Raw genomic sequence first — 20,848 nt, 5'->3', positions numbered from 1 at the left:
CGGGCATCCGGATCTCAGGACGACCGCCGCGTCTCCGAAGCCGATCTCGTCAGCTGACGCCCTTCATCAGCTTCATGACGGGCTTCACCGACGCGAACAGGCCCGCACCGACCGCGATCGCGATCAGGCCGAGCACCGTGAAGTACGGCACCTCGTTCGTCGGGTCGTAGAACTGCACGAGCCAACCCGAGATCGCCGTGCCGAGCGAGATCGACAGGAAGAACAGCGCCACCATCTGCGTCTTGAAGCGGGCAGGTGCGAGCTTGGTCGCCGCAGACAGGCCGATGGGCGACAGAAGCAGCTCGGCGACCGTGAACACGAACAGGATGCCGGCGATCGCGAGCAACGGGGTCGAGCCCTCGCCGCCGTTCGCGAACGGCAGGAACAGCAGGAACGCCCCGCCCATCAGCGCGGTGCCGAGTGCGAACTTCACCGGGGTCGACGGCTGGCGGGAGCCGAGGCGCGTCCACAGGGCGGCGAAGATGCCCGAGAAGACGATGATGAACACCGGGTTGATCGACTGCACGGCCGATACGGGCAGTTCCATGCCGAACAGCGAGCGGTCGAGGCGCTTGTCGCTGTAGACGGTCAGCACGGTGAACTGCTGCTGGTACAGCGACCAGAACGCGACGCTGGTGATGAACAGCGGCACGAACGCCCACACCCGCGAGCGCTCAGTCGAGTCGATGTGACGGCTCGACAGGATGACGGCGAAGTACGCGATGGTCGCCGCGAGAGCGCAGAAGATCACGATGCTCGCGAGGTTGTCGGCGCGGATCACGCCCACCAGCACGAGCAGGGCGATCACGGCGATGCCGCCGACGGCGATGCCGGCGAACAGCGGGTAGCGGCCGCGCGGCAGCGGGTTGGGAACCTCGCGCGCCGCAGCCGGCAGCTCCTTGCGACCGAAGCTGTACTGGATCAGGCCGGCGGTCATGCCGACCGCGGCGAGCCCGAAGCCCCAGTGGAAGCCGACCGACTTCTGCAGCAGACCGGTGAGCAGCGGACCGAAGAACGAGCCCAGGTTGATGCCGAGGTAGAACAGCGAGAAACCGGCGTCGCGGCGAGTGTCGTCCTCGGCGTACAGCGTGCCGACGACAGCGGTCGCATTGGCCTTCAGGCCTCCCGATCCGAGCGCGACGAGCACCAGGCCCACGGCCACACCGGCGATGCCGGGGATGAGGGCGAGCGCCAGGTGACCCGCGACGATCACGATCGCGCTGCCGAACAGCACCCGCTCCGAGCCGAACAGGCGGTCGGCGAGCCAGGCGCCGAGGATCGTCGAGAGGTAGACCGATCCGCCGTAGGCGCCGACGATGCCTCCGGCGACCGCCTCGTCGAGCCCCAGCCCGCCCTTGGTGACGCTGAAGTACAGGTAGATCAGCAGGATTCCCTGCATGCCGTAGAAGCTGAAGCGCTCCCACATCTCGACGCCGAAGAGGTGGGCCAGTGCGCGTGGCTGACCGAGGAAGTGCTTCTCCGCCGGGGTCGTGGCGGAGGGTGTCTCTGGGGAAGGCATCGTTCCAGCCTACGCTTCGCCTTGATGCGGCCCGGGGCCGTGGATGCCTGTCAGCGCAGGGCGCGCCGGGCCCGCAGCATCCCGATCACTCCCGCGACGATGACCACGGCGGCGACGACCAGCGCCGTCACGCCGATCGGCGTGCTCTCCGGCTCGCCCCCGAGCCGTCCGACCGCGAGCCAGACGAGGCCCCATGACGTGGCGAGCGCCGGCGCGAGCCGGCGCGAGGCGAGAGCGCTCGCGACGGCGATGACGGCGACGACGACGAGAACGGCGATGCCCCATGCATCCGCCTGCTCGCCGAGCTCGGCCGGCAGCGTCTGCGTCAACCACGCGGCGGTGTTCGCGACCGTCGCGATCGTCACCCAGCCGAAGTGCAGTCCCATCGTGCCGTCGAAGAGGGTGAGATCGACGACACCGGATGCCCTATCGCGCCCGAGCATGATGATGATGCGGGCCAGCACGGCGAGAAGAGCGGCGATCACGATCACGGTCGCGACGAGGTTCAGGTAGCGGGCGGTCACCAGCCACAGGCCGTTGAGCACCATCGACGCCGCGACCCACCACCCGATCACCCGCTGACGAGTGCTGTCGCGCTGCGCGGGCAGCGCCTGCCACACCGTGTACGCGGCGAGTCCGAGATAGATGACAGACCAGATCGCGAACGCAGGTCCGGCTGGAGCCAGGTACGAGCCCTGCGCCGACAGCGCACCGTTCTGCAGTTCGGCGACCGACTCGCCGCCGAACGCGCCGCCGCCGACGGCTGCCCCGATGATCATGAACACCGCCGCGGCGATGATGGTCGACTGCCTCACGATGTCGCGTCCGGTGCTGTGCATGCCGCCGACCCTACCGGCGGGCGGTGGGGGCTCGGCTGGCCCGTTGACACAGCGGGGCTTCGTCGGTACCACGTGGTTCGATGGACCCATGAGCGCCGACGAGCAGCATCCCGCCGACACCGACTGGCACCGCTGGGCCCCCATCGGGCAGACCCTCGACACGAGCGGCATACCCGGCAGCGGTCCTCGCGCGAGCATCGCCGCATTCGAGCTGCTGCCGCTCGAGCCGATGCTCGTGCCCGAGAAGCCGCGCAGCGGCGAACTCGACCCGTCGCAGTGCGGTCACTGCAGGCCCGCGAACGAGCACACGATCTGGCAGGACGATGAGTGGCGCGTCAGCGGCGGCATGCAGGGCGCCAGCGGCATCCCGTTCATCGGCGCCATCTCGCCGCGCAGGCACGTCACGCTCGAAGACGCCCCGATCGAGGTGCTCGCCGGGCTGGGCCCGATTCTGCAGCGTGTCTCGGAGGCCGCCAAGAGCATCCCTGCGGTCGCCCGCTGTCACTTCTCGCGCTGGAACGACGGGTCGGCGCATCTGCACCTGTGGGCGTACGCACGACCGGCTGGGATGATGCAGGGCCGCGGGGCGATCCTGCCCTACTGGGAGCAGGCGTTGCCGGCCATGCCAGACGCGATGATGCAGGAGTACCTCGAGATCGTCGCGCACGCGCTCGCCGCAGGCGGAGGTGAAGCCTTCCCCGCCCGCTGACCTTTCCGGCTCGCTGACAGCCCCGGTACGCTGGCCGCATGAGCAACATTCCCCCGCCGCAGCCCGGACCCTACGCGGCAGCACCGCAGCCGATGAGCCCGTCCGACGAGAAGATGTGGTCGACGCTCGTGCACGTCGGGGGGATCCTGTTCCAGTTCCTGCCTGCACTGATCGGCTACCTCGTGCTCAAGGAGCGCGGGCCGTTCGTCCGGGCGCACACCGCAACCGCCCTGAACTTCCAGCTGACGCTGCTGATCGCCTACTTCGTCGGCAGCCTGCTGTCGATCATCGGCATCGGCCTGCTCATCATGCTCGCCGCATGGGTGCTCAACATCGTCTTCAGCATCATCGCGGCGGTGAAGTCGAACGGCGGCTGGCCGTACGAGTACCCGATGAGCATCCGCTTCGTCCGCTGACGCGGCACCCGGGCATCCGGCGTTTTCGCAATCGCTCCGAGAAGGAAAGACTGACATCGTGCGCACGATTCGAGATCTCGACACCGTTGAACTGATCATCGACGCCCAGGAGTTGCTGGATTCGATCCGCGGCGAGAACCGCGTCATCGACGCCGGCACGCTGCGTGCCCTGCAGCACTCGGGCAACTACGTCGTCGGACTGTTCGACGACAGCGACGGACAGGAGCGCATGGTCGGCGCCTCGATCGCCTTCTTCGGCGAGCCGGGAAAGCGCACGATGCACTCGCACATCACCGCCCTGCTGCCCGAGTACCGTGGCCGCGGCTGGGGTCGCGAGCTCAAGGAGCACCAGCGTCAGTGGGCCTTCTCGCGCGAGGTCGGCAGCATCACCTGGACGTACGACCCGCTGGTCGCCCGCAACGCGCACTTCTTCCTCACCGTGCTCGGCGCACGCGTGAGCGGCTACTCGGTGAACCGCTACGGCATCTTCGGTGGCGGCGACGCGGGCGACGAGAGCGACCGTCTCGACGTGCAGTGGGCGCTGGCCGACATCGCCAAGCCCCCGGCATCCGAATCGGTCGTCGCGACGCTCGAGATCCCGGACGACATCGAGGCGATGCGCGTCAGCGACCCCGATGCCGCGCACGAGTGGCGCCTGCGTCTGCGCGGCGAGATGGAGGAGCTGCTCGGTCGTGGCCTGAAGATCGCCGGTTTCGACAACGAGCGCGGCTACCTCTTCACCGAATAGGTCACGCTCGGGGCAGCACGAACGCACCGGTGTCGCCCGGGTTGACCGCGATCTCCCACCGGAAGCCGTCTGGATCGGCGAAGTACCCCGAATAGCCGCCCCACTCGCGCCTCGCCGCGGGTGAGACGGTCGCGCCCAGCGCCTGGGCCTCGGCGAGCACGGCGTCGACCTCGGCTTCGGTCTCGAGGTTGTGCGCGAGGGTGATCGGTGCGATCCCGGATGCGGGTGCCGCGCCGATCTCGGCGGTGAAGCCGTCGACGCTCCACAGCGACAGGATCAGGTGCTCGGCGACGGGCAGCATGATCACGTCGTCGGACTCGAAGATCGGCTGCCAGCCGAGTCCGTCGACGTAGAACCTCCGAGTGCGGGCGACGTCGGCCACGGCGAGGGTGATGAAGCTCACGCGCTGTTCCATGGCCCCAGCATCCCACCGGCATCCGACATGCCGGAAGGGCGTCGCGGGTAGGATTGGGATGCCCGTGTTCACGGGCTTCTCACCCGCAGCATCCGACCATTGGAGCCACCGTGGCCGAACAGTCCCGTCTTGACAAGGTCATCGCCCTCGCCCGCCACCGCGGGTTCGTGTTCCAAGCGGGTGAGATCTACGGCGGTTCGCGTTCTGCATGGGACTACGGCCCCCTCGGCACCGAGCTGAAAGAGAACATCCGTCGCCAGTGGTGGCAGACGTTCGTGCGCGGACGCGGCGACATGGTCGGCCTCGACTCGTCGATCATCCTGCCCAAGCGCGTGTGGGAGGCGTCGGGCCACGTCGCGACCTTCAGCGACCCGCTCGTCGAGTGCCTGCAGTGCCACAAGCGCCACCGTGAAGACCACCTCGTCGAGGCGTTCGTCGCCAAGAAGGGCCGCCAGCCCGAGAACGGCCTGGCCGACATCGTCTGCCCCGACTGCGGCACCCGCGGCAAGTGGACCGAGCCGAAGTCGTTCTCGGGTCTCGTGAAGACCTATCTCGGCGTCGTCGACGACGAGTCGGGCCTGCACTACATGCGTCCCGAGACCGCGCAGGGCATCTTCGTGAACTTCTCGAACGTGCTCACCGCCTCGCGCAAGAAGCCGCCGTTCGGCATCGGCCAGGTCGGCAAGGCGTTCCGCAACGAGATCACCCCCGGAAACTTCATCTTCCGCACCCGCGAGTTCGAGCAGATGGAGATCGAGTACTTCGTGCCGCCCGCCGAAGCCAAGGAATGGTTCGACCACTGGGTCGAGGCGTGCTGGAACTGGTTCATCGACCTCGGCATCGACCCCGAGAACATCCGTCAGTACGACGTCCCCGAAGACGACCGCGCGCACTACTCGGCCGGCACCATCGACGTCGAGTACCGCTTCGGCTTCCAGGGCTCGGAGTGGGGCGAGCTGATGGGTGTCGCCAACCGCACCGACTACGACCTGTCGTCGCACAGCGAGGCTTCCGGCCAGTCGCTGACGTACTTCGACCAGGCATCCGGAGAGCGCTACACGCCTTACGTGATCGAGCCGTCGTTCGGACTCACCCGCGCCATGATGGCCTTCCTCGTCGACGCGTACGAAGAGGAAGAGGTGCCCAACGCCAAGGGCGGCACCGACACGCGCACCGTACTCAAGCTCGACCCGCGCCTCGCGCCCATCAAGGTCGCCGTGCTGCCGCTGTCGCGCAACGAGCGCCTCTCGCCGCTCGCCCGCGAGGTGGCCGACACGCTGCGCGGCAACTGGACCATCGACTTCGACGACGCCGGCGCCATCGGCCGCCGCTACCGCCGCCAGGACGAGGTCGGCACCCCGTTCTGCGTGACGGTCGACTTCGACTCGCTCGACGATCGCGCCGTCACCGTGCGCGACCGCGACACCATGGGTCAGGAGCGCGTGCCGCTCGACAACCTCGAGGCCTACCTGGCTGAGCGCCTGCGCGGCGCCTGAGGCCTGTCTCCGCGGAGCCCCGATTCACCGCGGTGAATCGGGGCTTCGTCGTGTGCGGGGCGGGGGTGGGTTGGGGTGGGTTGGGTCGGGTCGGTCGGGTTGGGTTGTCAGGCCGGTCGGAACTGCCGGACGCGACCGTCGGAAGTGCCAGACCGGATGCTCGTGGCGCGGCGTGTCAGCATCCGCCGCGCCGTGCGCGCACCGGATGGCCCGGGACTTCCGACAGCCGGCCGTTCACTGACTCCGCTGGGCTCCGGGGCTGTCGGAATTACCAGCCCGGATGCTCGCGGCGCGGCGCGTCAGCATCCGGCACGCCGCCCGCAGACCGAATGGTCCGAGACTTCCGACGTCAGACCGCGAGCGACATCGACGATGCGCTGACCTCACAGCGACGCTGTGGAACACTGGCCGGATGACACGGGCGACACAGAGGGTGCACACCGCCTGGCTGATCATTCTGGCCTTCGTCGGACAGGCCGCCATCTGGGTCGCCGTGCTCTCGCAGTACGGGAACTCTCGTGAGATCGACGGTGCGTGCCTTCGCAGCGTGCCCGAGAACGCGGTCATGACCGGCGAGATGCCCCGGTTCGCAGCCGACGTCACGTTCCTCCCGATCGGTCGTGCATGCGTGTACGACGCCACAACAGGTGGCACGATCACCGTGCAGACCGGCCAGACCGTCACGCTCGTCGCCGTGGCCGGCACGGTGGTGTGCCTCGTCGCCGTCGTCATCGCGTGGTCCCGTTGGCGGCGGTCCACTCCGGTGCAGCGTCTGCTCGCGGGCGTGGCGCTGCTGTTCCTCCTGCTGGGCTGGCTTGTCATCTGGGTGCACGCGGCGATGCGCTGAGTCGCGCATGCGAGCCGGTCGGAACTGCCGGGCCGGATGCTCGTGCCGCGGCGTGTCAGCATCCGCCGCGCCGTGCGGGGGCCGAACGGTCCGAGGCTTCCGACCCGGGCGCGCGCCGGGGGCGCCGGTCGGAACTCCGGGCCGGATGCCCGTGCTGCGGCGTGTCAGCATCCGCCGCGCCGTGTGCGAACCGAATGGTCCGAGAAATCCGACGCCGGACGCAAACGGACCCCTCCGGATCGCCATGATCCTGAGGGGCCCGTCCGCCAGATCAGCGTGTGATCAGAAGTCTTCGCCTTCGGCCTGCGACGGGTGACGGTCGAACCAGTACGGGCGGCCGATGTGCAGCAGGGCGTCGGTGTCGATGATGTCGTTCTCGCGGTCCATGTGAGGCTCCTTCGCGCGGATGTCTGGGGGTTGAATCCAGCATCCGACATCGATTCCCACTCTTGCGGCCGAACATGCACGAAAGAACAGAGAATCTTTGCAGCGCGTTAATCCCCGACTCTGTCGCCGCGACCACCTGACCTCGCCCCTGTGAAACGCCGCCGCCCCTGCCGAATCACGCGATTCAGCAGGGGCGGCGACGCTCAGCAGGGGCGGCGACGAACCGCCCCGGCTCAGGAGCGCGCGATGCGCAGGGTGCGCACCTCGAAGGGCTTGAGCACGAGTTCGCCACCCGTGCGGGCGTCGTCGAGCTCGTCTTCGATCAGCGAGACCTCGCGGATCTCGGAGTGCGGGAACCCGACGGTCAGCGACCCGGTCGTGCGACGGCCCAGCGCCTCGTAGACGCGCACGATCACGTCGCCCGAGCGGTCGTCGGCCAGCTTCACCGACGAGAGCACGATGCCCTTGCCGCTGACGGAGACGAGCGGCTGCACGTCCTGACCGCCGCGCACGACGGTCGCCGGAGCGTTGAGACGGATGCCCTCTGCCGTCGCGATCTCGGCATCCGCTCCGACCACCAGTCCGACCTCGATCTGGTGACGGCCGTGGTCGGTGTCGGGATCGGGGAACCGGGGGGCGCGCAGCAGCGACAGGCGCACGGTCGTCGTGACGTCGTCGCCGTCGACATCACGCGAGGTGTCGTAACCGTAGATCGAGTCGTTGATGAGCGCGGCGCCGAAGCCGTCGTCTTCCTGCGCGAGCACGAAGCGGTGCATCGAGGTCTCGAACTTCGCCGCCTCCCAGCTCGTGTTCACGTGCGTGACGCGTCGCTGGAAGCCGAACTGCGTCTCGGCCAGCGTCTCCCGCGCGAAGATGTCGAGCGGGAAGGCGAGCTTGAGCAGCTTCTCGGTCTCATGCCAGTCGATGTCGTTGCGCAGCGAGACCGTGCGGGAGCCCGGGCACAGGCTGATCGTCTGCGTGAGAGCGGATGCCGAGAACTGGCGCTTCACGACCACGACGGCGGCGCCGTCGACCATCGACGCCTCGATCGACGAGACCGCCGTGAGATCGTCGACGCGGTTCTTGTAGTACCGGTCGATGTCCCACGCATCCCACATGTTCGGGAAGTCCTGGTGCAGCTGGAACAGGTTCGCCGGCTTGCCCGCCGGAATCGTCTCGCGGCCGGTGGCCTCGTCGACGGCCGAGGTGATCAGTCCCTCGGCCGACACGGTGACGGTGACGAGGTCGTTCGACAGCACGAACGAGCCGTTCTCGCCGTCCGAGAGGGTCGCCGATGCGCCCGCCGCGACAGCGGCCGATGCGCCCGCTGTCATCCGGTCGAACACCAGCTCGCGCTCTCCGTCGCCGGCAAGTGCCGCGCGTGCCATGGATGCCAGGTCGCGGGCATCCGCCAGCACACCCGACAGCACCTCGACCGCCTCGCGATGCACCCACGCGATCGACGTTCCGGGCAGGATGTCGTGGAACTCGTGCAGCAGCACGAGCTGCCACAGCCGGTCGAGCTCGTCGTGCGGGTACTCGGCGCCGAGCTGCACGGCGGCCGTCGCCGCCCACAGCTCGGCCTCGATCAGCGCCTGCTCGGCCCAGCGGTGCAGCGCCTTGGTCGCGTGCTGGCTGGTGAGCGTGCCGCGGTGCAGCTCGAGGTACAGCTCGCCGACCCAGACGGCCGGGTCGGTCAACTCGGCCTTGGCGTCGTCGAAGAAGGCATCCGGATGCTTCCACTCGACCTGCGCTGCACCCTCGAGCGACGCCATGCGCTGGGCCTTGCCCGTCATCTCGCGGGTCGTGCCGCCACCGCCGTCGCCCCAGCCGACGGGCGCGATCGACATGGTCGCGACGCGGTTCTCCTTGAACTGGCGGGAGGCCTTCGCGACCTCCATGCCGCTCAGCTGCGAGTTGTAGGTGTCCATCGGCGGGAAGTGCGTGAACATGCGCGAGCCGTCGATGCCCTCCCACAGGAAGCTGTGGTGGGGGAAGACGTTGCGCTGGTTCCACGAGATCTTCTGCGTGAAGAACCACTCGAATCCGGCACGGCGCATCAGCTGCGGCAGCGCAGGGGAGTAGCCGAAGCTGTCAGGCAGCCAGACGCCCTTCGACCGGATGCCGAACTCCCGCTCGAAGAAGCGCTGGCCGTGCGAGAACTGACGCACGAGCGACTCGCCGGTGGGCATGACCGTGTCGGACTCGACCCACATGCCGCCGAGCGGCAGGAACCGGCCTGCCTTGACGGCATCGCGCACTCGTTCGAAGACCTCGGGGCGGTGCTCCTTGATCCAGGCGTACTGCTGCGCGCTCGACATGCCGTAGAGGAAGTCGGGCTGCTCGTCGATCAGGGTGGTCATCGATGAGGTGGTGCGGGCGACCTTGCGGATCGTTTCGCGCACCGGCCACAGCCACGCCGAGTCGATGTGCGCGTGGCCGATGGCCGCGATGCGGTGCGCACTGGCGTCGGCCGGCGAGGCGAGCACGTCGACCAGCTGGGCACGGGCGTCGGGTGCGGTCTCGACGATGCGCTGCAGGTCGAGGGCATCGAGGGCGTTGTCGAGCGCCTGCAGGATGCGCATGCGACGCGGGCTGGTCTCGGGCAGCTCGGCCTGCAGCTCGATGAGCACCTCGAGGTCCAGGGAGAGATCGAAGACCTCGGGCTCGAAGACGGCGAGATCCATGTGGCGCACGCGGTACAGCGGCTCGGGTGAGGAGGTGCGGATGTCGCCCTCCTGCGTGGGGAGGAAGGGGTGGTAGTCGAGCAGCACGGGGTTCGAGGCGCCTTCGAGATAGAACTCGACGGCTCCGCCGGATGCGACGTCGACCGGAAGCCACTGATTGCGCGGGTTGATGCTCTTGATCGGGGTGCCGTCGGGGCGGTACGCGAGCGCCTCGCACTGGAAGCCGGTCATGTTGATGTCGAAGCCGAGGTCGATCAGCGCCTCGACCTTGCGGCCGGCCCATTCGGCGGGCACCTGTCCGCGCAGGCGGAACCAGGTGGTGCCCCAGGCCGGGCCCCACATGGTGCCGGCTTCGAAGGGCTGGAAGTCGAGGGCGAGGCCCTCGGCCGGGCTGATCGGCTCGCCGGGCAGCTGATGCGCGGTGATCTCGAGCGGCACGCGAGCGGAGTGCACCGCCGGCCGGACTCGTTCGAGCAGCACGCGGTTCACGCGTCCGACGGTGAGCGAGGTCTCTTCGTGCACGGGGGCGCTCCTTCGCGGTGGGAGAATGAGGGCGATCGGCCGTGGGGGCCCAGGGGACGATCGCAACTAAAACGATCTAGTACGGTGAGTCTATGCCACGGTCCAAGCGTGTCACCATCGCGGACATCGCGAGGCAGGCGGGTGTGTCTCCTGGCGCGGTGTCCTTCGCCCTCAACGGGCGTCCGGGTGTGAGCGAAGAGACCAGGCAGCGCATCCTCGCGATCGCCGACCAGCACGACTGGCGCCCGAGCTCGACTGCGCGCGCCCTCGTCGGTGCACACGCCGGGGTCATCGGCTTCGCCGTCAACCGTCCGGCGCGCACCCTCGGCACAGAGGCGTTCTTCACAGATCTCATCGCCGGCGTGCAGTCGTCGCTCGCGGCCCGGCGCATCGGTATGCAGCTGGTCGTCGTACCCACGCTCGAGGAGGAGCTCGACACGTACCGCCGGTGGCGGAGGGCGAATCAGGTCGACGGCGTGCTCGTGCTCGATCCGCGCGTCGACGACCCGCGCCCCGAACTGCTGCGCACGCTGGGTCTGCCGTCGATCACCATCGGCGGACAGCCGTCGCCCGACGGCGAGCACGCGACGCTCTGGCTCGACGACTCGGCTGCCGCCGAGACGGTGTTCGGGTATCTCGCCCGCCTCGGCCATCGGCACATTGTCTACATCTCCGGTGCGGCCGCGCACGAGCACGTGCGCCTGCGCCGGGGAGTGCTCGACGCGATGTCCGCGCGCGGAGTGCGCGGCGAAGTCGTCGAGACCGACTACTCGCCTTCGCAGGTCTCGACCGTCATGCGCTCGCTGCTGAGCCGGGCCGAGCTGCCCACCGCCGTCGTGTTCGACAACGACATGATGGCGATCGCAGGCCTCCGGGTCACGCAGGAGATGGGCGTGCGGGTGCCCGGCGAGCTGTCGCTGGCGTCGTTCGACGACTCGATCGTCACCGGCCTCGTGCATCCCTCGATAACCTGTCTCACGCGAGACACGTTCCTGCTGGGGGAGCGGGCGGCCGACTTCCTGCTCGAGCAGCTCGACGCCTCCGAGGTGCTGCCCGACCGCATGGGCCCCGTGCCGACGCTGACGGTGCGCGAGAGCACCGGTCGCCCTCAGGGTTGAGCGCGCGCCCCGCCCGTCAGACGACGGTGTTGTTCGACGAGTAGGTTGCGACGGGCTTCGACAGGTCGGGATGCACGAGCTCCGTGATCCCGCGTGAGGCCAGTGCTGCAGCATCCGCCGCGGTCCTCGACGTGACGAACGCGGCATCCACCCCGCTCTCGCACGCCTGCACCCACGCAGCGAAGATCGGTCCGCCTGGTGCGAGAGCTCCGCGGCTGACGGGAGTGTCGTCGGCGTCGACCTCGATCACGATCCCCACCGATCGAGGCACGTGGGGGCCGCGCTCGCGCAGCTCGGGGATGATCTCGGCGTATCGCCGGCCGATGGGCTTGGCTGCGCCCGACTGGTCGATCAGGCCGAGCGAGTACTCCAGCTCGGGGAAGTCGACGAGGCTGCGGCTGACGTCGTGCGAGCACCACCAGGTGACGCCCCACAGGTTCTCGGTGCGGGCGGCGTTGCGCACGGTCGCTTCGAGGAACCCGGGCGTCTCGTCGTCGGCGAGGCAGTTCGACGGGGCGCCGACCTCCTGCAGCCAGGTGCTGCGGTGAGGGTCGGTCGCGAACGCGCGCGACACCTCGATCATGTACTCGGCATGGCGGTCGGATGCCTGTGATCTGCCGCCATAGCGCTGCGCGGTGCCGTTGAAGATCCACGAGTGCACGGTCGTCATCGCGCCCAGGCGCGCGGCGAGGGCCGGGGTGAAGCCGTGGCCGTCGAGGTACCAGGCGGCGTCGTACTCGCTGTGCACGTGCTCGCGGCCGGGGGCGGTGCGGTCGGCCGCATCGAGGAGGGTGGTGATCCAGTTCGCCGCCTCGGCGGTCGTCACCGGCCACGGGGAGGGATGCACGGATGCCGAGAACTGGTTGGTCTCGTTGCCCGTCGTGAACCCGAGGAAGTTCTTCGCCCCGTCGAGCGCCTCGCCCAGACGCTCGACCAGCGCCACCTGGCCGCTGAGCGCGTCGGGGTGCGTGAACATGTTCTTGTCGTGCCACGTGTAGAGCCACGAGGGGATGAAGTCGAAGCTCGACAGGTGTCCCTGGATGACGTCGACGCTCACATCGAGACCGAACTCGGCCCCCGCATCGACGACCGCGCGCACGTCGGCGACGGCCTCGGCGCGGATCAGCGAGCGGTTGGGCTGCAGCACCGTCCAGAGCGGGAAGATGCGCACGTGGTCGAGCCCGAGGCGGGCGAGCCCGTCGAAGTCGCGACGCACGTCGTCGAGGTTCAGCGAGAGCCAGGAATGCATCCAGTTCGTCGACGGCGTGTAGTTCGCGCCGAAGCGAAGGGGCGCGGCGGGGGATGGCGCGGACATCGCTGTCCTTTCGTTGGATGGATCACGGTCTCGCTGGACGGGGCGCCCGTCATGTGCAATGCTATGGACACTATAACGGTTTAGTTGAGGATGCCACCCGAAGGGGCGAACATCCCGGACCACTTCGAAGGAGAACGTCCATGAGGATCAGAACGACTCTCGCTACCGGACTCGCCGCGGTGACCGCGCTGGCCCTCGCGGGCTGCACGGGCGGCGCCGCTCCCGCACCAGGAGACGGCGGAGCGGTCGACACGAAGGGCGAGCTGAGCGGCGAGATCCAGTTCCAGACCTGGTCGCTGAAGAACGAGAAGTTCACGCCGTACTTCGAGGCGCTGATCAAGGACTTCGAGAAGGAGCACCCCAAGGTCAAGGTCGAGTGGCTCGACCAGCCCGGCGACGGCTATCAGGACAAGATCCTCAGCCAGGCGAACTCGAACACGCTGCCCGACGTGCTCAACCTGCCGCCCGACATCGCGTTCCCGCTGGTCAAGGCCGGCAAGCTGCTCGACCTCGACGAGGCCGATCCCGAGCTCGAAGACAAGTACAACGAGGGTGGCTGGGACGCGTACAGCAACTTCACCGGCGTCGACGGCACCTACGGCCTGCCCTGGTACCTCGGCAGCGATGAGTCGTGGTGGAACATGAAGCAGCTCGGCGAGGTCGGAGTGAAGGAAGCCGATCTGCCCACCTCGACCGACGCATGGCTCGAGCTCGCCAAGAAGGTCGCCGCCGACTCGAATGGCAAGGTCAAGCTCGTCTCGTCGATGCCCGGGCTCGACACCTTCGTGTCTGCCGACATCGACATCATGGACGACGACGGCACGTTCATCTTCAACACCCCCGAGGCGGTCGAGATCGTGCAGCAGTACGCCGACGCGTACAAGGCCGGTGCCATGCCGCCCGAGTCGCTGACCGGCAGCTACGGCGGCAACGCCGAGATGTACCTGCAGGAGAAGGTCGCGTACTCGACCGGAGGCTCTGGTTTCGCCGGCGACCTGCGCACCAAGGCTCCGTCGCTGCTCGAGACCACTGTCGCGACGCCGCGCCCCGGCATCCCGCCGCTGTTCGTGCAGGGCGTGAACGTCGCCGCCGACTCCGACAACAAGGCCGCCGCTCTCGCGTTCGCCGAGTTCGTCACCAACCAGAAGAACCAGGTCGAGTTCGTGAAGATCGCGGTCGGCTTCGCACCCGGCACTGCAGAGGGCGCCGATGAGGTCGTCAGCGCCGTCGAGGGTGACCTCGACCCGGCGCAGGCGCAGGCGATGAAGGTCATGTTCGACGCGATCCCGAACGCCGAGGCGACGCCGTTCCAGTGGACCGGCGGCATGACCGACTACCTCAACCAGCAGATGGCGCTCGCGATCCGCGGCGACGCTCCGGCCAAGGAGACGCTCGACAAGATCGTCAAGTACGCCAACGACAACCGCATCGATCAGTGACGCACCGCGTCTGATCGACGACCGACACAAGCGCAGAACACCAGCACCCGGCATACGCACCGACGAAAGGCAGCACACATGAAGTCGCACAGGTGGTTCACACCCTGGCTGCTCCTGGCGCCCGCCGTCATCTGGGTGCTGGTGTTCTCGCTCTGGCCGTTCCTCAACACGGTCGTGCTCAGCTTCACCGACGCGCGGCCCCTGCAACCCGTGCAGCCGGTGGGGTTCGAGCACTACGAGCGCCTGCTGACCGACGAGCAGTTCCGCTACGCGCTGGTCACGTGCCTCATCTACGTGGTCGTCTGCGTGCCGCTGCTGACGATCCTGCCGCTGCTGCTCGCCCTGCTGGTCGAGAAGAACATCCCCGGGATCGCGCTCTTCCGCACGACGTACTACTTCCCGGTGATCGCTTCGGTCGTGGTCGTCGCGCTCATCTGGGGGTGGCTGTTCGACAGCCGCGGCATCATCAACGAGGGCCTGCAGTGGATGGGCGTCACAGACCAGCCCGTCGCCTTCCTGGTCGACCGGTGGTGGATGCTCGGCGTCTCGATCCTGCTCACCGTATGGAAGGGCCTCGGCTACTACATGGTCGTGTACCTCGCCGCGCTCGGCAACGTCGGCAAGGATCTGCACGAGGCGGCCATGCTCGACGGGGCCGGCAGCTTCCGCCGCTTCGTCAGCGTCACCATCCCGAGCGTGCGGGGCGCGATGCTGCTGATCTCGGTGCTCGTCGCCGTCTCGGCGATGCGCGTGTTCACCGAGCTCGACGTGCTCTCGAACGGCACGGGAGGCCCCGGCGGCTACAACATGTCGATCGTCATGCTGATCCGCCAGGTCGGCTCGGGCCTGAACGGCAACCTCGGCTACGCCGCCGCGATCAGCGTCGCCCTGTTCCTGCTGACGCTGATCCCGCTGGTCGCGATCGCCCTGATGAACCGCGAGAAGAAGGCGAAGGTGCCGGCATGAGCGTCCTGCAGGATCTCCCCGCGTCCCCCGAGCAGACCCAGCCCCAGCAGCTGCGCCCGGACCGCCGGTTCCGCCGGAAGGGGTCGGGCGACTTCAGCAAGCCCACCATCGGCGGCCTGATCGGCCGGTACGTGCTGCTCACCATGGTCCTGCTGCTCGTCATCGGACCGTTCGTCTGGCAGCTGTCGACCTCGTTCAAGGGTCCGGCCGACGACCTCTACACCTTCCCGCCGAACTTCATCCCCACCGACCCGACCATCGAGAACTACATCAAGGTCACCGACCTGATCCCGGTGTACACCTACGCCTGGCACTCGCTGCTCGTCGCTGTCGGCTCGGTCATCACCAACGTTGTGCTCTCGCTGTTCGGCGGATACGCCCTCGCGTGCATGAAGTTCCGCGGCAAGTACATCGCCCTGGGCATCCTGGTCTCGACCATGCTGCTGCCCGGTGAGGTGACCGTGACGGCCAACCTGCTCACGATCAACTCGCTCGGCCTCGCCAACTCGCTGTGGGGCGTCTTCCTGCCGGGCGCGATCGGCGCGATGAACGTGCTGCTGATCGCCACCGCCTGCCGCATGATCCCGCAGGACGTGCTCGACGCCGCAACCGTCGACGGCGCCACCACCTGGCAGCGCATCCGGCACATCGTCTGGCCCAACGTGAAGGGCATGGCGAGCGTCGTCGCGATCTTCACCTTCATCGGCCAGTGGGACGACTACCTGTGGCCGCTGATGGTGCTCACCGACCCGAGCAAGTACACGCTGACAGTCGGCATGGCGTACCTGAACGGCAACTTCTCGCCCGACCCGCGCATGATCGCGGCGGGCACCATGGTCGCCCTGATTCCGATCATCGTGCTGTTCTCCGTCATGCAGCGCTTCTTCTTCCAGGGAGTGCAAGAGGGAGCGGTCAAGGGATGACCTCGGCCGAGCTGAGGAGGGCGGACGGTCCTGCGGACCCGCCGTCATCCCGGCCTCTCGCCGGCGTGCTCGGCGGGCAGGTGCACGCGTTCCGCTTCGACCCCGCCGCCGGTGTGCAGCGGGTGCCGCTGCCCGGCGCGTTCGAGGTGGCTCCGGATGCCGTGCTGCACTGGGCGTTCTACGCGGATGGTCCCGATGCCGTGCACGCCCCGCACTCGGCGCTCGCCGTGACCGTCGACGTCGTGTTCGAGCGCGCGGCCGGCACGCCGGAGGAGCGTCTCAGCGAGCATCCGATGGTGCGCGATCGCTACGGCTTCGGCCTGACGGCCGAGGCGCAGTTCGCGGCGGCGTGGTCGATGCCCGAGCAGTGGAACGCCGATTCGGTGTCGCTCGAGCCTTGGGCGGGGTGGGTCGCTCGCGTCGAGGTGGTGCTGGGCGCACCGGCGCTCGCCGCAGGCTCCGACGACGGCGAGCAGATCGTGGAGGGCTTCGTCGAGCTCGTGCTGGGCAGCACGACGGATGCCCTGGCGCCCCCGACCGTGTCCGGCCGCGACCTCACGGCGGCCGATCGCGTCGACACCCGCCGCGGCAGCCACTCGGGCGATCGCTTCTCGCGGGGAAACACGATCCCGATCACCGCCGTGCCGCACGGCTTCTGCTTCCTCACCCCCGCCACGCAGGTGGCCGACACCCGGTGGCCGTACCGCTGGTCGGTGCACGACGACGCCCGCGGGCGGCCGCTCGCCGCGCTGCAGTTCTCCCATCAGCCGAGCCCCTGGATCGGCGACCGCGGCGTGCTGCAGCTGCGGCCGTTCGTGGGCGCGGCCGACGACGCGGGCCACGTGCTGCTGCGCATCGCCCCCGGCACCGAGCACGCCCGGCCGCACGTGTATCGGGCCGAGCTTGTCGGCGGCGGCATGGCCGAGATGACCGCGACATCGCACGGCGGCGCGTTCCGGCTGCTCGCCGACGACCCGCGCACCACCGTCGGCTTCGCGGTGGGGTCGCCCGACGGTGAGGGCCGCGTCACCATCCACCCCGACGGAACCTTCGACGGCTGGACGCCCGAGGGCTCCGCCGATTGGGGCAACCCGCCCCGCGCGTACTTCGCGGGCAGCGTCGTCGGCGGGCAAGCCGCCGCTGAGCTGACCGAGACCGGAGCATCCGCTGTGCTGAGCGCGGCCGGTGGCCTCGAGCTGCGCGTCGCGCAGTCGTTCCTCTCGATCGAGCAGGCCCGGCGGGCGCTGGCCGAGGAGCTGCCGCCGGCACGGGGATTCGACAGCCTGCGCGACGATCTGCGCGATGAGTGGAACACGCTGCTCGGCGCCGTCGAGATCCCCGACCTCGACCCCGAGGATCGGCCGTTCCGCGGCCTCGCCGATGATGAGGCCCAGGCGCAGATCGCCTCTGCGCTGTATCGCCTGCACCTGTACCCGAACACGACCGCCGAGAACGTCGGCTCGCCCGAGCAGCCTCGGCTGCAGTTCGCCGATCCGACCGTGCCGGCCGCCGAACATGGCGAAGACGCGACCGGTGCACCGATCGCCGACGGCGAGCTGTTCGTGAACAACGGTTACTGGGACACCTATCGCACCGCCTGGCCGGCGCTAGCGCTGTTCGACGCCCCGCGGGCCGGACGCATGCTCGACGGTCTGCTGCAGCAGGCGGCACGCGGCGGATGGATGGCACGGTGGAGCGCGCCCGGCTACGTCGACTCGATGGTCGGCACCTCCAGCGACCAGATCTTCGCCGACGCCGAGCGGTGGGGCATCTCGTTCGACGAGCGGGCCGCGTTCGAGACGGCCTGGCGCAACGCCTGCGAGCCGAGCGACGACCCCCGCAAGGGCCGCAAGGGCATCGCCCGCGGACGGTTCGCCGGCTACGTCAGCCGTGACGTGCCCGAGGGCATGAGCTGGAGCCTCGAGAACGCGATGTCCGACGCGGGCATCGCACGCTTCGCGCGCCGGCTCGCCGGTGTCGAATCGCTCACCCGGTCGCCCGGCGGGCCGAATACCGGCACGTCCTGCGATTCGAACACCGACAGTGCCCGCTACGCCGCCTACGCACGCTACTTCGGCAACAGGGCGCTGTCGTACCGCGTGCTGTTCGACCCGGCATCCGGATTCTTCCGCGGCCGCGACCGCTCCGGCCGATTCGCCGACGAGTTCGACCCGCGCGTCTGGGGCGGCGACAACGTCGAGACCAACGCATGGGGAATGTCGGTCAGCGCCGTGCACGACGGCGCAGGCCTCGCGGCTCTGCACGGCGGCCGCGCGCCTCTGCGCGCGCACCTCGACCGCCTCTTCGCCGAGCCCGAGACGGGTGACGAGGCCTTCGGTGGCAGCTACGGCACCGTGATCCATGAGCAGCGCGAGGCACGCGCCCAGCGCAGCGGCATGTGCGCGATCTCGAACCAGCCCGCGCATCACATCCCGTGGATGCACGTGCACGGCGACCGCCCGTGGCAGGCAGGCGCCCTCGCGAACGAGCTCGCCGGACGCCTGTTCGCGGGCGCCATGATCGGTCAGGGCTTTCCGGGCGACGAAGACAACGGCGAGATGAGCATGTGGTGGCTGTGGGCCGCCGTCGGGCTGTATCCGCTCGAGCTCGCCTCCGGCGAGCTGCGCCTCGGCTGCCCGCTGTTCGACGACATCACCCTGCGCCGAGCCGACGGCTCGCGTCTGCGGGTCGTGTCGCATCGCCCGGATCCGGATGCCCGATACCTGGCGTCCGCGACCCTCGACGCCGCACCGCTCGAGAACGCGACGCTCTCGGTCGACGCCCTCCGCGGCGATCGCCTGCTCGAGCTGTTCTTCACCGCCGACCCCGGTGAGGCGGCGCGAAGCGGGCTGTGGGATGCCGACGCGCAGGCGGCGGAACGGCATCCGGATCTCACCGCCGCTCACGGCGAGCCGCTCGACGCAGCCCACGCGGCGCTGTTCGACGATGCCGGTGCCGAGGCGCTCGCCGTCACCGACGCCGGCTGGGCCTTCGATGCGCCGCGCACCGTCACCGACGTCACCCTCACCGCCGGCGACCCCATGGTCGACGGCCACTGGGTCTGGCAGGCAAGCGACGACGGCCGCACGTGGCGCGACATCGCGACCACGCATCGCGAGCCGCTGCCCGCCGACCGCACCACCCCCTTCACGTTCGCGGAACCCGTCACCGCCCGAATGCTGAGGGTGCACGCCACGGCGAGCGCCCTCACCCTGCGTCAGATCGAGCTGTTCGATCTGGCATCCCCACCGGAATTCGAAGAAGCAGATCGGAAGGAATGACATGCAGTCCTCAGCTCCCCGCCGCGCCGGCATCGCCGCCGTCGCAGCCATCGGCCTGGCCATCGCAGGCCTGACCGTGCCCGCGGCGGCATCCGCCGCGCCGACCGCGCCACACGACGTAGACGACCCGAAGCGCGTCGTCTACGTCGAGGTCAACAGCAACGACATGGCCAACGTCGCCGACTACACGCTCGAAGGCACCGACCGGCCCGCGTTCGACATGGCGATGATCTTCGCCGCCAACATCAACTACGACGTCGACTCGCAGCAGGCGTACCTGCACCTCAACGAGCGCGTGACCGAGACGCTCGAGCAGGCGGACACGCAGATCCGCCCGCTGCAGGAACGAGGCACCAAGGTGCTGCTCTCGGTGCTCGGCAACCACCAGGGCGCGGGATTCGCGAACTTCACCTCGCGCGAGAGCGCCGCGGCGTTCGCCGACCAGCTCGCCGATGCGGTCGAGACCTACGGCCTCGACGGCATCGACTTCGACGACGAGTGGTCGGGCTACGGCAACAACGGCACCGCTCAGCCGAACCCCACCTCGTTCGCCTACCTGCTCGACGAGCTGCGCGATCGCCTCGGCCCCGACAAGCTGATCACGCTCTACAACATCGGTCCGTCGTACGACCTCACCGACTGGGAGGGCACCGGCGCGAGCGAGAATCTCGACTACTCGTGGAACCCGTACTACGGTGCGTGGAACCCGCCGCAGGTGCCGGGGATGACCAAGGACCAGTTCGGCGCCGCCGCCGTCGACCTGACCAGCACCAGCGTCGATCGCGCGACCGCTCTGGCCCAGCGAACCGTCGACGAGGGCTACGGCGTCTACGTGACGTACAACCTCACCGCCGGCGATCATTCGGCGTACCTGTCGAAGATCACCGAGATCCTCACCGGTCACGCCACCGCCTACCGCGCCCCGTGGTACGACGTCGACCTCGAGGTGCAGGCCACCTGCGCCGGCGGTGACGTGAAGCTGAAGGTGCGCATCGACAGCGCCGACGATGCGGAGCTCAGCGCGACGGTCGCCTCGTCGGTCGGAACACGCACGGTGAGCGGCATCGCCGGCGGTGAGAGCCGCACCGTCGTGCAGCAGGCGAAGCGCGGCGCGGCCGCCGACGGCGAGCTGACCGTCAGCGTGACCGGGCCCGACGGCACGCTCGATCTCGTCGAGCCGTACGCCGTGCCGGCCTGCCGCTGATCACAGCGGCAGAACGG

Annotated in this window: 16 protein-coding genes; 11 read left to right on the top strand and 5 right to left on the bottom strand. The window is 68.9% G+C overall.

Annotated elements, in window-relative coordinates:
• Positions 1-49: 49 nt before the first annotated feature.
• Positions 50-1,519, bottom strand: a complete 1,470-nt coding sequence (locus JOE67_RS07025) for a peptide MFS transporter (RefSeq protein ID WP_204974776.1) — start codon at positions 1,517-1,519, stop codon at positions 50-52.
• 50 nt (positions 1,520-1,569) lie between these two features.
• Entirely contained in the window at positions 1,570-2,358 is a 789-nt protein-coding gene (locus tag JOE67_RS07020) for a TspO/MBR family protein (RefSeq protein WP_204974775.1), read from the bottom strand.
• Between the two features lie 88 nt (positions 2,359-2,446).
• Here JOE67_RS07020 and JOE67_RS07015 point away from each other — a divergent pair, with 88 nt between their 5' ends.
• Genes JOE67_RS07015 through JOE67_RS07005 form a run of 3 tightly spaced genes read left to right on the top strand, consistent with a single transcriptional unit; the run spans position 2,447 to position 4,231 of the window.
• Entirely contained in the window at positions 2,447-3,067 is a 621-nt protein-coding gene (locus JOE67_RS07015; protein WP_204974774.1) for a hypothetical protein, read from the top strand.
• Between the two features lie 38 nt (positions 3,068-3,105).
• Positions 3,106-3,483: a DUF4870 domain-containing protein gene (locus JOE67_RS07010; protein ID WP_204974773.1), complete on the top strand. Its 378-nt coding sequence runs from the start codon at positions 3,106-3,108 to the stop codon at positions 3,481-3,483.
• Positions 3,484-3,541: 58 nt separating this feature from the next.
• A complete protein-coding gene (locus JOE67_RS07005; RefSeq protein WP_204974772.1) occupies positions 3,542-4,231 on the top strand; it encodes a GNAT family N-acetyltransferase in 690 nt (229 codons plus the stop codon).
• 1 nt (position 4,232) lies between these two features.
• Here JOE67_RS07005 and JOE67_RS07000 read toward each other — a convergent pair whose 3' ends face one another.
• Positions 4,233-4,646: a VOC family protein gene (locus tag JOE67_RS07000; RefSeq protein ID WP_204974771.1), complete on the bottom strand. Its 414-nt coding sequence runs from the start codon at positions 4,644-4,646 to the stop codon at positions 4,233-4,235.
• A 110-nt stretch (positions 4,647-4,756) separates the two neighbouring features.
• On the opposite strand from JOE67_RS07000, the gene JOE67_RS06995 reads away from it, so the two are divergent.
• Together JOE67_RS06995 and JOE67_RS06990 are read left to right on the top strand one after the other, a co-directional pair.
• Positions 4,757-6,142: a glycine--tRNA ligase gene (locus JOE67_RS06995; protein WP_204974770.1), complete on the top strand. Its 1,386-nt coding sequence runs from the start codon at positions 4,757-4,759 to the stop codon at positions 6,140-6,142.
• A 412-nt stretch (positions 6,143-6,554) separates the two neighbouring features.
• Positions 6,555-6,989, top strand: coding sequence for a hypothetical protein (locus tag JOE67_RS06990; RefSeq protein WP_204974769.1), 435 nt, complete (start codon positions 6,555-6,557; stop codon positions 6,987-6,989).
• A gap of 620 nt (positions 6,990-7,609) precedes the next feature.
• Here JOE67_RS06990 and JOE67_RS06985 read toward each other — a convergent pair.
• Positions 7,610-10,585, bottom strand: coding sequence for a glycoside hydrolase family 38 N-terminal domain-containing protein (locus JOE67_RS06985; protein WP_204974768.1), 2,976 nt, complete (start codon positions 10,583-10,585; stop codon positions 7,610-7,612).
• Positions 10,586-10,677: 92 nt separating this feature from the next.
• On the opposite strand from JOE67_RS06985, the gene JOE67_RS06980 reads away from it, so the two are divergent.
• Positions 10,678-11,703: a LacI family DNA-binding transcriptional regulator gene (locus JOE67_RS06980; protein WP_204974767.1), complete on the top strand. Its 1,026-nt coding sequence runs from the start codon at positions 10,678-10,680 to the stop codon at positions 11,701-11,703.
• A 16-nt stretch (positions 11,704-11,719) separates the two neighbouring features.
• On the opposite strand, the gene JOE67_RS06975 is transcribed toward JOE67_RS06980, so the two are convergent.
• Positions 11,720-13,018, bottom strand: coding sequence for a glycoside hydrolase 5 family protein (locus JOE67_RS06975; protein ID WP_204974766.1), 1,299 nt, complete (start codon positions 13,016-13,018; stop codon positions 11,720-11,722).
• 140 nt (positions 13,019-13,158) lie between these two features.
• On the opposite strand from JOE67_RS06975, the gene JOE67_RS06970 reads away from it, so the two are divergent.
• From JOE67_RS06970 to JOE67_RS06950, 5 genes are all read left to right on the top strand, one after another.
• Positions 13,159-14,457: an ABC transporter substrate-binding protein gene (locus JOE67_RS06970; RefSeq protein ID WP_204974765.1), complete on the top strand. Its 1,299-nt coding sequence runs from the start codon at positions 13,159-13,161 to the stop codon at positions 14,455-14,457.
• A 78-nt stretch (positions 14,458-14,535) separates the two neighbouring features.
• Positions 14,536-15,423, top strand: a complete 888-nt coding sequence (locus tag JOE67_RS06965) for a carbohydrate ABC transporter permease (protein WP_204974764.1) — start codon at positions 14,536-14,538, stop codon at positions 15,421-15,423.
• Entirely contained in the window at positions 15,420-16,346 is a 927-nt protein-coding gene (locus tag JOE67_RS06960) for a carbohydrate ABC transporter permease (RefSeq protein ID WP_204974763.1), read from the top strand. The genes JOE67_RS06965 and JOE67_RS06960 overlap by 4 nt, the downstream gene beginning before the upstream one ends.
• A complete protein-coding gene (locus JOE67_RS06955) occupies positions 16,343-19,627 on the top strand; it encodes a glycoside hydrolase domain-containing protein (RefSeq protein WP_204974762.1) in 3,285 nt (1,094 codons plus the stop codon). Before JOE67_RS06960 ends, JOE67_RS06955 begins: the two co-directional genes overlap by 4 nt.
• A 1-nt stretch (position 19,628) precedes the next feature.
• The gene (locus JOE67_RS06950; protein WP_204974761.1) at positions 19,629-20,831 is read left to right on the top strand and encodes an endo-beta-N-acetylglucosaminidase H; all 1,203 of its coding nucleotides are present in this window, start codon (positions 19,629-19,631) and stop codon (positions 20,829-20,831) included.
• The last annotated feature ends 17 nt before the right edge of the window (positions 20,832-20,848 follow it).

Origin of the sequence: Microbacterium esteraromaticum, assembly GCF_016907315.1 — a bacterium.
Lineage (GTDB): Bacteria > Actinomycetota > Actinomycetes > Actinomycetales > Microbacteriaceae > Microbacterium > Microbacterium esteraromaticum.
The sequence above is the reverse complement of the archived record's forward strand: the minus strand, read 5'-3'. Positions and strand labels throughout refer to the sequence as shown.